The following is a 14,749-nucleotide window of genomic DNA, read 5'->3' as shown; positions in this document are numbered from 1 at the left end:
AAACGACGAGCCCGGCATGCCCGCCACTCTGCCCACCATCACTCCCGATCAGCTGTGCGTCGGCCTCTACGTCCATCTGGACCTGAGCTGGTGGGAGCATGATTTCGCCTTCAGCAACTTCAAGATCAAGGACGAAGCGCAGATTCGCGCGCTGCGTGCGCTGAAGCTGAAGCAACTGCGCTACGACCCGGCACGCAGCGACTGCGCGCCTCTGGAACTCGCCGAAGACGTACCGGCGCCCGCTCCCATCGAACCGCCCGTCGACCCGCAAGCCCAGGAGCGTCAGGAACGCGCACAGAAACTGCGCCACCTGCGTAGCCGCCTGGCCGACGTGGACCGGCGCTTCATCGAGGCCAGCCAACGCATCAAAGCACTCAACCAGACCCTGCGCAGCCGTCCGGAAGATGCCATGCGGCAAGCTGGTGCCATCGTCGGCGAAATGGTCGAGACGCTGCTCGGCGCCTCCGGCGTGGTACTGCACAGCATCACCGGCAAGGCCGCCGAGGACAGCTACTTCCACGCCCTCAACGTCACCGCGCTGTCCCTGCTGCTCGGGCGCCAGCTCGGCCTCGACAGCGAGGCCTGCCATAGCCTCGGGCTCGGCGCACTGCTGCACGATATCGGCAAGCTGGAAGTGCCGAGCAAGGTGCTGCTCAAACCCGAGCCACTGACGCGGCCGGAACAGCAGCTGCTGCAGATGCACACCGACTTCGGCCTGCGCATGGGGCAAAAGCTGATGCTCGATGACGAGGTGCTGCGCATCATCCACGAGCACCACGAGCATTGCGACGGCAGCGGCTACCCGCGTGGCCTGCGCGAGGCCGCCATCGGCCGTCTGAGCCGCCTGGTGGCCATCACCAACCATTTCGACGGCCTGTGCAACCCGCTCGACCCACGCCAGGCGCTGAGCCCGCACGAGGCTCTGGCGCTGATGTTCAAGCAGCAGCGCGAGCGCTTCGACGACGTGGCGTTGAAGGCCTTCATTCGCGTCATGGGCGTCTACCCACCGGGCAGCCTGGTGCAACTGGAGGACGAGCGCTATGCGCTGGTACTGGGCATGAACCCGACTCACGCGCTGAAGCCAACGCTGATTCTCTACGACGCCGATATACCCAAGCAGGAGGCGCTGATCCTCGATCTCGCGCAGGAGCCGAAGCTGGCCATCGCCCGTAGCCTGCGCCCTTCGCAGCTACCGCTGGAGGTGCTGGAATACCTCAGCCCGCGGCGCAACCTGAGCTATCACATCGAGCCCAATCACAAGCCGGGTTGAGCCGTTGTAGCCCGGATGCAATCCGGGAATCAGGGGCCACGGCTCCCGGATTTCATCCGGGCTGCGCTCTTATGGCTTGCCGCTTGCGGCTTCGTCTATCAGCCAGTCCAGGCGCCAGTCACCCAGGCTCTGACCCAGCGTATCGGCCAGCCACGGCAGCAATTGCCTGAGCTCGTCCTCCAACCCCCATGGCGGGTTGCTGATCACCAGGCCGGAACCGCTCAGGCGCGTCGCATCGTCGGGCGCGTGCACATATAGCTCGGCGCGCAGCAGCTTGGGCGCAGCGCTCTTTTGCAGATCGCGGTAGAAGCGCGCCAGCTGGCGCTCATCCTTGATCGGATACCAGATCGCCACGATGGCCTGACGCATGCGGCCGTGCGCTTCGTTCAGCGCTTCGATGCAGCGCTGCAACTCGTCCGCCTTCTCGAACGGCGGATCGATCAGCAGCAGCACGCGCTTCTCGCGAGTCGGCATCAAGGCTCGCGGCACATGCCAGCCCTCGCCCAGGTGCACGGCCACACGGCGATCACCGCGCATGTTGTCTTTGAGCAGTCGGCCGTCCTCGGGATGTTTCTCGTTGAGTTGCAGGCGATCCTGCTCGCGGCTGAGCAGCCGCGCCAGCTCCGGCGAGCCAGGGTAGTAACGCAGCTCGCCGTCCGGGTTCATCGCCCGTACTACCTCCAGGTAAGCCTCCACCGCGTCCGGCAGCTGAGTGGCCTGCCACAGGCGGCCAATGCCTTCCAGGTACTCGCCGGTACGGCTGGCCTGATCGCCCTGCAGATCGTAGAGGCCGAGGCCGGCGTGGCTATCGAGGTAGGCGAACGGCGCCTCCTTCTTCGACAGCAGGGCGAGCAGTCGGGTCAGCACCAGGTGTTTGAGCACATCGGCGTGGTTGCCGGCATGGAAGGCGTGGCGGTAGTTCATGCGCGAATCCTCGAATCAGGCGCGCAGTTTAACAGGCCGAAGCCGTGCATTGCGGCTTGCTCGACGGTGCCTGCAAGGCCTAGGCTGCCTGCTCCTCAATGGACAGCGAGAACCCGCCATGTCTTTGCAACGCTTGCTCGGCAGCGAACTCCCCCTGATCCAGGCACCGATGGCCGGCTCGCAGGATCACCGCCTGGCTGCCGCCGTATGTGAGGCCGGCGGCCTTGGCTCGATTCCCTGCGCGATGCTCGCCCCGGCAGCCTTGCGCCAGGAACTGGTGGCCATGCGAGGCCTGACCGAGCGCCCGTTCAACCTCAACTTCTTCAGCCACGTGCCGCCCGCGCCGGATACGACGCGCGACGCCGCCTGGCGTGAAGCCCTGGCGCCCTACTATACCGAGCTGGGCGCGGACCCGGCGAGCATCGCCAGCGGGCCGGGGCGCCTGCCGTTCAACGACGAAGCCGCCGAACTGGTAGAAGAGTTCCGCCCGGCGGTGGTCAGCTTCCACTTCGGCCTGCCGGACGAGGCGCTTTTGCAGCGCGTACGGCGCAGCGGAGCAAAGATTCTCTCCAGCGCCACCACACTGGACGAAGCGCTCTGGCTACAGGAACGCGGCGTCGACGCGGTGATCGCCCAGGGCCTGGAAGCCGGCGGTCATCGCGGGCATTTTCTTGAGCACGATCTGAGTCGCCAACTCGGCACCTTCGCCCTGCTGCCGCAGCTGGTCGATTCCCTCTCGGTGCCGGTGATCGCCGCTGGTGGTATCAGCGACACGCGCGGTGTTGCAGCGGCCATGGCGCTGGGCGCCGCCGGCGTGCAGGTCGGCAGCGCCTACCTGCTGTGCCCGGAGGCCAACACCAGTGCCCTGCATCGCGCCGCCCTGCAAAGCCCGGCGGCGCGCCATACGGCGCTGACCAACCTGTTCAGCGGGCGGCCGGCACGCGGCATCGTCAACCGCCTGATGCGCGAGCAGGGGCCGCTCAGCACCCACGCACCGGAATTCCCGTTGGCCACTGCAGCTATCGCACCGCTGCGCGCAGCGGCCGAGGCACAGGGCAGCGGCGATTTCTCGCCGCTGTGGGCCGGGCAGAACGTCGCCAGTTGTCGGCCGATGCCGGCGACGGAATTGACTCTTGAGCTGGCACGCGGCTTCGCCTGACAGCCTGGTATGACCTCGTAGGGCGGGTGCAACCCGCCATAACCGAGACGGCGGGTTGCACCCGCCCTACAAACACCAACCTGTGACTATCACGGCGAATGATGATACTGGGCAGTTGGGCGACTGGCTGCCTAGACTCGGTCGATCATCTGGAGGCCCGTTCCATGTCCGAGACACTGCTCAGCTCCCGCAACCTGGCGTTCGAACTCTATGAAGTACTCGACGCCGAAGCCCTGACCCAGCGCCCGCGCTTCGCCGATCACAACCGCGAGACCTTCGACGCGGCGATCGACACCGCACGCGGCATCGCCGAGGAGCTGTTCGCCCCGCACAACCGCAAGAACGACGAGCACGAGCCGCAGTACGTCGACGGCGGCGCGGTGCTCATCCCCGAGGTCGAGCCCGCCCTGCGCGCCTTCCACGAGGCGGGCTTTCTCAATGCCACCCGCGACTTCGAGCACGGCGGCATGCAACTGCCCAACCTGCTGTCGCAGGCCTGCTTCGCCCACTTCCAGTCGGCCAATATCGCTACCAGCTCCTACTCGATGCTGACCATGGGCGTGGCCAACCTGATCGAGGCCTTCGGCAGCGAGGAGCAAAAATCCCGCTACCTGCAGCCGATCATCGACGGCCGCTTCTTCGGCACCATGGCGCTGACCGAACCGCACGCAGGCTCGTCGCTGTCGGACCTGCGCACCCGTGCCGAACCGCATGCCGACGGCAGTTACCGGATCAAGGGCAACAAGATCTTCATCTCCGGCGGCGACCAGCCGATCTCCGAGAACATCGTGCACATGGTCCTGGCCAAGCTGCCGGACGCGCCGCCCGGTGTGAAGGGCATCAGCCTGTTCCTGGTGCCCAAGTTCCACGTCAATGACGACGGCAGCCTGGGCGCACGCAACGACGTCACCCTGGCCGGGCTGTTCCACAAGATGGGTTGGCGCGGTACCACGTCCACGGCGCTGAACTTCGGCGACAACGGCGAATGTGTGGGCTATCTGGTGGGCAAACCGCATGCGGGTCTGTCCTACATGTTCCAGATGATGAACGAGGCGCGCATCGGCGTCGGCATGGGCGCGATCATGCTCGGCTACGCCGGCTACCTGTATTCGCTGGACTACGCGCGTAACCGTCCGCAGGGGCGCCAGCCGGATGGCAAGGACCCGAGCAGCCCGCAGATTTCCATCGTCGAGCACGCCGACGTACGGCGCATGCTGCTGACGCAGAAAGCCTACGTCGAAGGCGCCTTCGACCTTGGCCTGTACGCGGCGCGACTGTTCGACGACACCCATACGCTGGAAACCGCCGAAGATCGCACCCGCGCCCTGGAGCTACTCGACCTGCTCACACCCATCGTCAAATCCTGGCCGTCGGAGTTCTGCCTCAAGGCCAACGAGCTGGCCATCCAGATTCTCGGCGGCCACGGCTATACCCGTGAATACCCGGTGGAGCAGTACTACCGCGACAACCGCCTCAATCCGATTCACGAGGGCACCCACGGCATCCAGTCGCTCGACCTGCTCGGGCGCAAGGTCTCGCAGAACGGTGGCGCCGCGCTCAAGCAGCTACTCAAGCTGATCAACGACTGCTGCCAGCGCGCCAGCGAGCACGAGTCGCTGACCGCCCTGCGTCAACCACTCGAACAATTGCTGGCCCGCCTGCAGGCGGTCACCCTGGCGCTGCTCGGCGATCTGATGAGCGGCAAAGTCAACCAGTGCCTGGCCAACTCGGCGCTGTACCTGAAAGTGTTCGGCCACACGGTGATCGGCTGGCGCTGGCTGGAGCAGGCGATTCGCGCCGAACAGGGCCTGGCAAAGACGGACAACGCCGACGAGCAGGCCTTCTATCGCGGCAAGCTGCAAGCGGCGCGCTACTTCCTGACCTGGGAAGTACCGGCCTGCCACCATGATCTGGCGATTCTCGAAGCGCGCGACGACACCTGTCTGGGCATGCAGGACGCCTGGTTCTGAAGTTCGACCAAACGCACCGGAGCGGCGCCATGCGGGACGCTTCGGGGCATTTTAGAAAAATGTAATAACCTTTTTGACAGCGGTACGAAGGCTACGGTTAGAATCCCTGGCACGCGCCATGCATAACGGCGCTTCGATTCCCCCAGCCAGGAGTACGCGCAGTTGGATGCCAGCGCCATCAACAATCTGTTCTTGATCGGCGCCATGCTAGTGGCGGCCAGTATTCTGGTCAGCGCGTTCGGCACACGTTTCGGCATCCCCATCCTGGTGATCTTCCTCGGCGTCGGCATGCTGGCCGGCACCGACGGCCCCGGCGGCATCGTCTTCAACAATTACCCCCTGGCCTATCTGGTCGGCAACCTGGCGCTGGCGGTGATCCTGCTCGACGGCGGCATGCGCACGCGGGTCTCCAGCTTCCGTGTGGCCTTGTGGCCTTCCTTGTCACTGGCCACGGTGGGCGTGGTGATAACGGCCGGCCTGACCGGTCTGGCCGCCGCCTGGCTGTTCAACCTGACCCTGCTCGAAGGCCTGCTGATCGGCGCCATCGTCGGCTCCACCGATGCCGCGGCGGTGTTCTCTCTGCTTGGCGGCCGCGGCCTCAACGAACGGGTCAGCTCCACGCTGGAAATCGAGTCGGGTAGCAACGACCCGATGGCGGTGTTCCTCACCGTGACCCTGATCGCCATGCTCGCCAGCGGTCAGACCGGCTTCAGCTGGGATCTGCCGATCCAACTGGTGCAGCAGTTCGGCCTTGGCGCCCTGATGGGTCTGGGTGGCGGCTGGCTGCTGCTCAAGCTGATCAACCGCATGGAGCTAGCCACCGGCCTGTATCCCCTGCTGGTGGTCAGCGGCGGCCTGATCATCTTCGCCATCACCACCGCAGTCGGTGGCAGCGGCATCCTTGCCATTTACCTGTGTGGCCTGTTGCTGGGTAACCGACCGATCCGCTCGCGCCACGGCATCCTGCACATGCTCGACGGCCTGACCTGGCTGGCGCAGATCGGCATGTTCCTGGTCCTCGGCCTGCTGGTCACCCCGCACGAGCTGCTGCCCATCGCCCTGCCGGCACTGGCCCTGGCACTGTGGATGATTCTCTTCGCCCGACCGCTGTCGATCTTCCTCGGCCTGCTGCCGTTTCGTGCCTTCCACGACCGCGAGCGTATCTTCATCGCCTGGGTTGGTCTGCGTGGCGCCGTGCCGATCATTCTCGCGGTGTTCCCGCTGATGGCCGGCCTGCCCAATGCGCAGCTGTTCTTCAACGTGGCCTTCTTCATCGTGATCATCTCCCTGCTGCTGCAGGGCACCAGCCTGCCGCTGGCCGCCAAGCTGATGCGGGTCACCGTGCCGCCGGAGCCGGCGCCGGTGTCGCGCGCCGGCCTGGAAGTGCACCCGACCAGTCAATGGGAGCTGTTCGTCTATCGACTGGGCGCAGAGAAATGGTGCATCGGCGCCGCCCTGCGCGAGCTGAATATGCCGGATGGCACCCGTATCGCCGCGCTGTTCCGTGGCCACGAGTTGCTCCACCCTTCGGGCAGTACACGCCTGCAAGCCGGCGACCTGCTCTGCGTGATCGGCCACGAACACGACCTGCCGGCACTCGGCAAGCTGTTCAGCCAGGCGCCAAAACGCGGCCAGGACCTGCGCTTCTTCGGTGATTTCGTGCTGGAAGGGGACGCCGAACTGAGCGCTGTCGCGGCGCTCTACGGCCTGAAGCTCGACGACCTGGAAGGCAATCAGCCGCTGGGCCGCTTCATCGCCCATGAAATCGGTGGCGAGCCGGTCGTCGGCGACCAGGTGGAGTGGCAGGGCCTGACCTGGACGGTGGCGGCCATGGAAGGGAACAAGGTGCGCAAAGTCGGCGTCAGATTCCCCGAGGGCACACGTCCGGGCCCTGGGCTGCACTTCTAGCAGGCGGTTAATACGCCTGGCAGGGACTCTGCTAGCATCAGCACCAGCATCATGCGCGGGCCATCAGGCCCGCGCCTTCGTTGTGCCGCGGGCATTTCAATCGCAACCGTCCACTCAGTAGATCAATCGACCATGCATCTGTCGCGCTTTTCCCTACCTGCCGTTCTGTTCGTCTTGTGTCTCGGCATCCCACAGGTGTTCGCCGCCGCGGAGCCGCCGACGGCTGAAAACGTGCAGCAGAGCCTGGACGGCCTGGCTGACCGCAAGCTGCCGGAGGCCGAACAACTGGCGCTCAAGCAGACCCTCGAGCAGACGCTGCGCATGCTGCAGGACCGGCAGAGTGCCGAGCAACGCCTCAACGACCTGCGCACGCAGCTGGACGATGCGCCGCGTCTGATCAGCGAAGCCCAGCGCGAACTGGATAGGCTCAAGGCCAGTGCCGAACAACAGGTCGCGACGCGCCATGCGCGCACCCCGCTCGCTCAGCTTGAGCAATTGCTCAGCGAACGCTCCAGCCAGATCAGCGAATGGAACAAGGCGATCATTGAGGCCAACAGCCTGGTGATCACCGCGCAGACCCGTCCGGAACGCGCGCAGGCGGAGATCAGCCAGAACCAGGCGCGCAGCCAACTGATCAACGACGCGCTCAAGAGCGGCCGCTACGAGGGCAAGGCGCTGAACCAGGAACGGCGCAATCAGCTCAACGCCGAGCTGTCGTTACTCGTCGCGCAAACCCAGCTGCGGCGCCAGGAACTGGCCGGCAACAGCCTGCTGCAGGATCTCGGCGGTGCCCAGCGTGCGTTGCTCGAGGAGCGCATCAACCGCGCCGAGCAGGAGCGCCAGGCCCTGCAGAGCCTGATCAACGAACGACGCCGCGCAGAGTCGGAACAAACCGTCGCCGAGCAGTCGCGCGAGGCCGAACGTGCCAGCTCCGACAAGCTGCTGGCCAGGGAAAGCGCGCTCAACCTCAAGCTTTCCGACTACCTGCTGCGCGCGACCGAGCGCCTCAATGGCCTGACCGAGCAGAACCTGCAAACCCGCCAGCAACTGGATAACCTCAACCAGGCCAACCAGGCGCTGGACGAGCAGATCCGGGTGCTGCAAGGCAGCCTGCTGCTGTCGAGGATCCTCTACCAGCAGAAGCAGGCGCTGCCGAAGCTGGCGCTCGAAGACGGCTCGCTGGCCGACGAGATCGCCGACATTCGCCTCTATCAGTTCGAGCTGAACAAGCAGCGCGAGGAGATCAGCGATCCCGCCCGCTATCTGCAGAACCTGCTCAGCGACCAGCCAAGCGAAGAAGTCACCCCGGAGCTGCGCAACGCACTGCGCGAGCAACTCACTACCCGGCGTGAATTGCTCGACCGCCTGAACCGCTCGCTGAACGCGCTGCTCAACGAATCGATTACCCTGCAGCTCAACCAGAAGGAGCTGGAAAGCACCGCCAGCAGCCTGCGCGCCACCATCGACGAGCAGATGTTCTGGATTCCCAGCAACAAGCCGCTCGACCTCGAATGGCTGAAAACGGCGCCGCGTCATTTCCAGCAGCAGCTGGCCGACATGCCCTGGGGCATGGCCATCAGCGAACTGGGCGCGGGCCTGATCGAGCGGCCACTGGTGTTCCTGCCGCTGATTCTGCTCTGCGCCCTGATCCTATGGCGTCGCCAGTACCTGCTCGACAAGCTCGGCGCGCTGCATGGCGACATCGGTCATTACAAGCACGACAGCCAGCTGCACACGCCAATGGCATTGGGGCTTAACGTGATCCTGGCGTTGCCGGTCACGCTGTTCCTGGCATTGTGCGGCTACGCCCTGCTGCACGATGCGCGCGGGCAGAACCTGTACCTGGGCGCCGCACTCTACGAGATGGCGGAGGCCTGGCTGGTGTTCTATACCCTGCACCGCATCCTGTCACCCGATGGGGTGGCCATCCTGCACTTCCACTGGCCACCGGCCAACGTGGCCTTCTTCCGCCAGCATCTGCGACGCCTGGGCCTGGTGGTCATGGCTCTGGTAGCCGTGGTGAGCATCGCCGAGCACCAGCCGGCGAGCCTGGCCAACGATGTGATCGGCATCGCCGTGGTGCTGAGCTGCTATGCCCTGATGGCCTGGCTGCTGTTCCACCTGCTGTTCAGCGCACCGCTGCGCGAGAACACCTCGGCCCTGCGTACCACCGTCGGCGTGCTGTTCAACCTGCTGCCGCTGGCTCTGATCGGCGCGGTCGCCTTCGGCTACTACTACACCGCGCTCAAGCTCACCGACCGGCTGATCGACACCCTTTACCTGCTGATCATTCTGCTGCTCGTCGAGGCCACCCTGGTGCGCGGCCTGAGCGTGGCGGCACGGCGCCTGGCCTACCAGCGCGCCCTGGCCAAGCGTCAGGCGCAGAGCAAGGAAAGCCTGGATGGCGAATCACCGGTGGAAGAGCCCACGCTGGACATCGAGCAGGTCAACCAGCAGTCCCTGCGCCTGATTCGTCTGGCCCTGCTCGGCGGCTTCCTGGTCTGCCTGTACGCGGTTTGGGCCGATCTGATTGGTGTGTTCACCTACCTCGACACCGTCAATCTATACGAATACAGCAGCGGCACCGGCGACAACACGACGCTGGTGCCCATCAGCCTGATGGACGTGATCGGCGCGCTGATCATCGTCGCCATCACCGTGGCGCTGGCGCGCAACCTGCCCGGCCTGCTCGAGGTCCTGGTGCTGTCGCGCATGCGCCTGGCGCAGGGCAGTGCCTACGCCACTACCACCTTGCTGTCCTATGCGCTGGTGACCATCGGCATCGTCACCACGCTATCGACGCTGGGCGTCAGCTGGGACAAGTTGCAGTGGCTGGTGGCGGCGCTGTCGGTCGGCCTCGGTTTCGGCCTGCAGGAAATCTTCGCCAACTTCATCTCCGGTCTGATCATCCTGTTCGAGCGCCCGGTGCGCATCGGCGACGTGGTGACCATCGGCAACCTGTCCGGCACGGTGAGCAAGATCCGTATCCGCGCCACCACCATCACCGATTTCGATCACAAGGAAATCATCGTTCCGAACAAGACCTTCATCACCGGCCAGTTGATCAACTGGTCGCTGACCGATACGGTCACTCGCGTCACCCTCAAGGTCGGCGTCGGCTATGGTTCGGACCTCGATCTGGTACGCAAGCTGCTGCTGCAGGCGGCGCAGGAAAACTCACGCGTGCTGAAGGAGCCGGCACCGCTGGTGTATTTCCTCAACTTCGGCGAAAGCACGCTCGACCACGAGTTGCGCATCCACGTACGCGACCTCGGCGACCGCAACCCGGCCACCGACGAGATCAATCGCTTTATCGACCGCGAATTCCCGAAGAACGGCATCAACATCGCCTTCCGCCAGGTCGAGGTGTACGTGAAAAACCTGGAACATGGCGAGCAGAAGCTGGATCAGAAGAGTCTGGCCAAAGCTGCAGCAGCCGGTGCCGCCAGCGTGCAGCAACCACCCCAACCGCCCGCAGCGTCCTGAGCAGGTAGGAACCTCCCGTGAAAAGCCTCGACCAGCTAGCCTTCGACAACCGCTTCGCCCGTCTCGGCGATGCCTTCTCCACCGAGGTGCTGCCCGAGCCCATCGAGCAGCCGCGCCTGGTGGTGGCGAGCGAGTCGGCCATGGCCCTGCTCGATCTCGCCCCTGACGAAGCGCAACGCACTGAGTTCGCCGAGCTGTTCGCCGGGCACAAGCTGTGGGAAGAGGCCGAGCCGCGCGCCATGGTGTACTCCGGCCACCAGTTCGGCGGCTATACGCCGCGCCTCGGCGATGGTCGCGGCCTGCTGCTCGGCGAGGTGGTCAACGCCGCTGGCGAGCACTGGGACCTGCACCTCAAAGGCGCCGGCATGACGCCCTACTCGCGCATGGGCGATGGCCGTGCGGTGCTGCGTAGTTCGATCCGCGAGTTCCTTGCCAGCGAACATCTGCATGCGCTCGGCATTCCCAGCTCGCGCGCGCTGTGTGTCACCGGCTCGGACACGCCCGTGTGGCGCGAGAAGAAGGAAAGCGCGGCGATGGTGCTGCGTCTGGCGCAGAGTCATGTGCGCTTCGGCCACTTCGAATACTTCTACTACACCCGCCAGCACGAGCAGCTGAAAACCCTCGGCGAGCACGTCATGGCCTGCCACTTCCTGGCTTGCCTGGAACAGGACGAGCCCTGGCTGGCGCTACTGCGCGAGGTGATCGAGCGCACCGCAGCGATGATCGCCCACTGGCAGGCCTACGGTTTCTGCCACGGCGTGATGAACACCGACAACATGTCGATCCTCGGCATCACCTTCGACTACGGCCCCTACGCCTTCCTCGACGACTTTGACGCCAACCACATCTGCAACCACTCCGACGACACCGGTCGCTACAGCTTCAGTAACCAGGTGCCGATCGCACACTGGAACCTTGCGGCCCTGGCCCAGGCACTGACGCCCTTCGCCTCCGTGGAGCGCCTGCGCGAGGCGCTGGATCTGTTCCTGCCGCTGTACCAGGCGCACTACCTCGATCTGATGCGCAAGCGCCTGGGCTTCACTAGCGCCGAGGCCGATGACGAAGCGCTGGTCCAACGTCTTTTGCAACTGATGCAGCAGGGCAAGGCCACCGACTACACGCTGTTCTTCCGCCATCTGGGCGAACAGGCGCCCGCCGAGGCGCTGAAGGTCGTACGCGAGGACTTCGTCGACCTCGCCGGTTTCGATGCCTGGGGCCAGGACTACCTGGCGCGCTACGCACTGGAAGGCGGCGAGCAAAGCGAACGCCGGGCGCGCATGCACGCGGTCAATCCCAAGTTCATCCTGCGCAATTATCTGGCGCAGCAGGCCATCGAAGCGGCCGAGGCTGGTGACTATGGTCCGGTGCGCGAACTGCACGCGGTGTTGTCCCGCCCGTTCGACGAGCAGCTGGGCAAGGAACGCTATGCCGAACGGCCGCCTGAATGGGGCAAGCACCTGGAGATCAGTTGTTCGTCCTGAGGTTCGGCTCGGCTCGCTCGGTCGCTTATCTGTTAAACCGAAAAGGCATATCAATCTATCCAAACATTCTTAGACTATCTAAGAGAACCTCTCTATCTTGGCGCCCATCCAGGCCGCCCAGTGCGTGCCCGATACCTCACACGAGATTCGACGCAAAAGAACCTGCCTGCCGCCCCGCCAGTTGAGACCCTACTGCCCAAACAGTCAGGCGCCTTGCGGATCAGAGGCCGGTTCTAAGGATTTTCATGCTCTGGGATTCCCTGCCCCTCTTCTTCGTCGGCGCCCTGCTGATCTGGGTGCTCTATGCCTTCATTCGGGAAAAGTGGAGCCCGGACATCGTCGCCGCCATCGCCGTAGCCGCCTTGCTGGTCAGCCAGTTGCTGACGCCGGGCGAAGTGCTCAGCGTGCTGTCGAACTCCGCACCGGTCACCATCGCCTGCATGTTCGTGCTGTCCGCCGCGCTGGAGCGCACTGGCTGCATCGACGCCCTCGGCAACTGGCTGGGGGATCTGGTTGGTACCAGCCCGATTCGCGTGCTTACCGGCCTGACCGTGACCGCACTGGTGGTGTCTGCCTGCCTGAACAACACACCGGTTGTGGCCATCCTCACCCCGGTGGCGATCGCCCTGGCACGCCGCGCCGGCACCCTGCCTTCCAAGCTGCTGATTCCGCTGTCGTACGCCACCATCCTCGGCGGCACCCTGACCATGATCGGCACCTCGACCAACATCCTGGTCGACGGCGTGGCACGCAAGGCCGGTCTGGCGCCCTTCGGTATCTTCGAAATCACCGGCGTCGGCCTGGTCATGGCTGCTTGCGGCATGCTCTATCTGCTGACCATCGGCCGCCACCTGCTGCCGGAGCGCGAGACCCTGTCGCGCCAGTTGCGCCCGGACCTGTCGCGTACCTTCATGACCGAACTGCTGGTGCCGCACGACTCGCCGATGATCGGCAAGAGCCTGCACGAGGCCAACCTCAACGGTGGTAGCGGCCTGCAAGTGCTCAAGCTGTTTCGCGACGAACAGGAGCTGACCGAGCCCGACGCCGAAACCCAGCTCGCCAGCGGCGACCGTCTGGTGCTGCATGGCCAGGTCAAGGATGTGGTGGAGCTGCGCGAAAGCGGCCACCTGAGCTTCAACCGTGGCGATGCCTTCGAAACCATCAGCAGCCACGATGTGATCCTCGCCGAGGCCATCGTCGGGCGTAATTCGCGCTACAGCCACCGGCCGATGCGCGACCTCGACCTCACCGCGCGCTACGGCATCGCTGTGCTCGCGGTGCACCGCCAGGACGAGAACGTGCAGGGCAACCTCGACGAGTTCGAGCTGCAATTCGGCGACGTGATGCTGGTCGAAGGCACCCCGGCGCAGATCAAGCGCTTCGCCGACAACGGTGAGCTGATCAGCCTCAACGCCGTGCAGGAGCGCGCCTTTCGCCGCGACAAGGCGCCCATCGCCATTCTCGCGACCCTGGCCGTGATGCTGCTGGCCGCCTTTGGCGTGATGCCCATCGAGGGCCTGGCAATTATCGGCGCCGTGACGGTGCTGGCCACCCGCTGCCTGGATGTGGAAGACGCCTACAAGGCGGTGGACTGGAAAATCCTTAGCCTGATCTTCGGTATGCTGGCCATCAGCATCGCCATGGACAAGGTCGGCCTGGTCAGGCTGCTGGTGGAGAACGTCATGGGCTGGCTGCCCTGGGCCGGCCCGCTGTTGATGCTGAGCTTCATCTACCTGTTCACCTCGATCCTCACCGAGATGCTGTCGAACAACGCGGTGGCGGTGCTGGTGACGCCCATCGCCATCGGCATGGCCCAGCACCTGGGTGTCGATCCGCGCGCCTTCGTGGTCGCGGTGATGTTCGCCGCCAGCGCCAGCTTCGCCACGCCCATCGGCTACCAGACCAACACCTTCGTCTACAACGCCGGCGGCTATCGCTTCACCGATTTCATGAAAATCGGTATTCCGCTGAATCTGCTGTTGTGGGGCGTCGCCTCGCTGGTCATCCCCTGGTTTTTCCCGCTGACGCCGATCTGACTTGATATGAGGCCGCGGCGACTCCATCTGAGGCGTAAGTCCCACGGAGTTTCGTCGCCATGCCCGATCCCCTGCTGATTCCCTGCCCGCATTGCAACGGGCTCAATCGCATCCCCGCCGAGCGCGTCAGCGATGCCCCGCGCTGCGGCCGCTGCAAGAGCGACGTACTGCCCGCGGCCCCCATCACCCTGACGCAAGGCAACTTCGCCAGCCAGCTCAAGGGCGACCTGCCGCTGCTGGTGGACGTCTGGGCCAGCTGGTGCGGCCCCTGCCAGGCCTTCGCCCCGACCTTCCAGCAGGCTGCTGCGCAACTGCAAGGACGCTGCCGCCTGGGCAAGCTCGATAGCGAAGCCAACCCCAGCCTGGCCGGGCAACTGGGCATCCGTTCCATTCCCAGCCTGATCCTGTTCAAGGACGGCGTCGAAGTTGCCCGCCAGAGCGGGGCCACGCCGCTGCCGCAGCTGCAGGCCTGGCTGCGCCAGCAGGGTATCTAGCGCGCAGTAGCCCGAATGCAA

Annotated in this window: 9 protein-coding genes; 8 read left to right on the top strand and 1 reads right to left on the bottom strand. The window is 65.0% G+C overall.

Translation table 11 applies throughout. The annotated features are described in order from the left end of the window. Positions 1-16 precede the first annotated feature (16 nt). Positions 17-1,270 carry an HD-GYP domain-containing protein gene (locus B2U07_RS17840; RefSeq protein ID WP_197856993.1) on the top strand — a complete coding sequence of 418 codons (1,254 nt, stop codon included), beginning with the start codon at positions 17-19 and terminating at the stop codon, positions 1,268-1,270. A gap of 69 nt (positions 1,271-1,339) precedes the next feature. On the opposite strand, the gene B2U07_RS17835 is transcribed toward B2U07_RS17840, so the two are convergent. After that, positions 1,340-2,194 carry a 23S rRNA (adenine(2030)-N(6))-methyltransferase RlmJ gene (locus tag B2U07_RS17835; protein WP_197856992.1) on the bottom strand — a complete coding sequence of 285 codons (855 nt, stop codon included), beginning with the start codon at positions 2,192-2,194 and terminating at the stop codon, positions 1,340-1,342. A gap of 118 nt (positions 2,195-2,312) precedes the next feature. Here B2U07_RS17835 and B2U07_RS17830 point away from each other — a divergent pair, with 118 nt between their 5' ends. From B2U07_RS17830 to trxC, 7 genes are all read left to right on the top strand, one after another. Then, positions 2,313-3,353 (top strand): NAD(P)H-dependent flavin oxidoreductase, encoded by a 1,041-nt coding sequence (locus B2U07_RS17830; RefSeq protein WP_275545477.1) that lies wholly within the window; start codon positions 2,313-2,315, stop codon positions 3,351-3,353. Between the two features lie 164 nt (positions 3,354-3,517). After that, positions 3,518-5,323: an acyl-CoA dehydrogenase gene (locus B2U07_RS17825; protein ID WP_275545478.1), complete on the top strand. Its 1,806-nt coding sequence runs from the start codon at positions 3,518-3,520 to the stop codon at positions 5,321-5,323. A gap of 162 nt (positions 5,324-5,485) precedes the next feature. Beyond that, positions 5,486-7,231 carry a potassium/proton antiporter gene (locus tag B2U07_RS17820; RefSeq protein ID WP_275545479.1) on the top strand — a complete coding sequence of 582 codons (1,746 nt, stop codon included), beginning with the start codon at positions 5,486-5,488 and terminating at the stop codon, positions 7,229-7,231. 132 nt (positions 7,232-7,363) lie between these two features. Then, positions 7,364-10,717, top strand: a complete 3,354-nt coding sequence (gene mscK / locus B2U07_RS17815) for a mechanosensitive channel MscK (protein WP_275545480.1) — start codon at positions 7,364-7,366, stop codon at positions 10,715-10,717. A gap of 17 nt (positions 10,718-10,734) precedes the next feature. Continuing rightward, on the top strand, positions 10,735-12,198 hold the full coding sequence (gene selO, locus B2U07_RS17810; RefSeq protein ID WP_275545481.1) for a protein adenylyltransferase SelO: 1,464 nt from the start codon (positions 10,735-10,737) through the stop codon (positions 12,196-12,198). Positions 12,199-12,443: 245 nt separating this feature from the next. Beyond that, positions 12,444-14,234, top strand: a complete 1,791-nt coding sequence (locus tag B2U07_RS17805) for an SLC13 family permease (RefSeq protein ID WP_197856986.1) — start codon at positions 12,444-12,446, stop codon at positions 14,232-14,234. Between the two features lie 59 nt (positions 14,235-14,293). Beyond that, on the top strand, positions 14,294-14,728 hold the full coding sequence (gene trxC, locus B2U07_RS17800; RefSeq protein WP_197856985.1) for a thioredoxin TrxC: 435 nt from the start codon (positions 14,294-14,296) through the stop codon (positions 14,726-14,728). The last annotated feature ends 21 nt before the right edge of the window (positions 14,729-14,749 follow it).

This window comes from Pseudomonas sp. UBA7530 (assembly GCF_002479365.1).
Taxonomy (GTDB): domain Bacteria; phylum Pseudomonadota; class Gammaproteobacteria; order Pseudomonadales; family Pseudomonadaceae; genus Aquipseudomonas.
This window is presented reverse-complemented; position numbering and strand designations above follow the sequence as displayed.

Bases quoted from the DNA above. Each gene is read 5' to 3' on its own strand.
- B2U07_RS17840 (WP_197856993.1), top strand. From the start codon at position 17: ATGCCCGCCACTCTGCCCACCATCACTCCCGATCAGCTGTGCGTCGGC.
- B2U07_RS17835 (WP_197856992.1), bottom strand. From the start codon at position 2,194: ATGAACTACCGCCACGCCTTCCATGCCGGCAACCACGCCGATGTGCTC.
- B2U07_RS17830 (WP_275545477.1), top strand. From the start codon at position 2,313: ATGTCTTTGCAACGCTTGCTCGGCAGCGAACTCCCCCTGATCCAGGCA.
- B2U07_RS17825 (WP_275545478.1), top strand. From the start codon at position 3,518: ATGTCCGAGACACTGCTCAGCTCCCGCAACCTGGCGTTCGAACTCTAT.
- mscK (WP_275545480.1), top strand. From the start codon at position 7,364: ATGCATCTGTCGCGCTTTTCCCTACCTGCCGTTCTGTTCGTCTTGTGT.
- B2U07_RS17805 (WP_197856986.1), top strand. From the start codon at position 12,444: ATGCTCTGGGATTCCCTGCCCCTCTTCTTCGTCGGCGCCCTGCTGATC.
- trxC (WP_197856985.1), top strand. From the start codon at position 14,294: ATGCCCGATCCCCTGCTGATTCCCTGCCCGCATTGCAACGGGCTCAAT.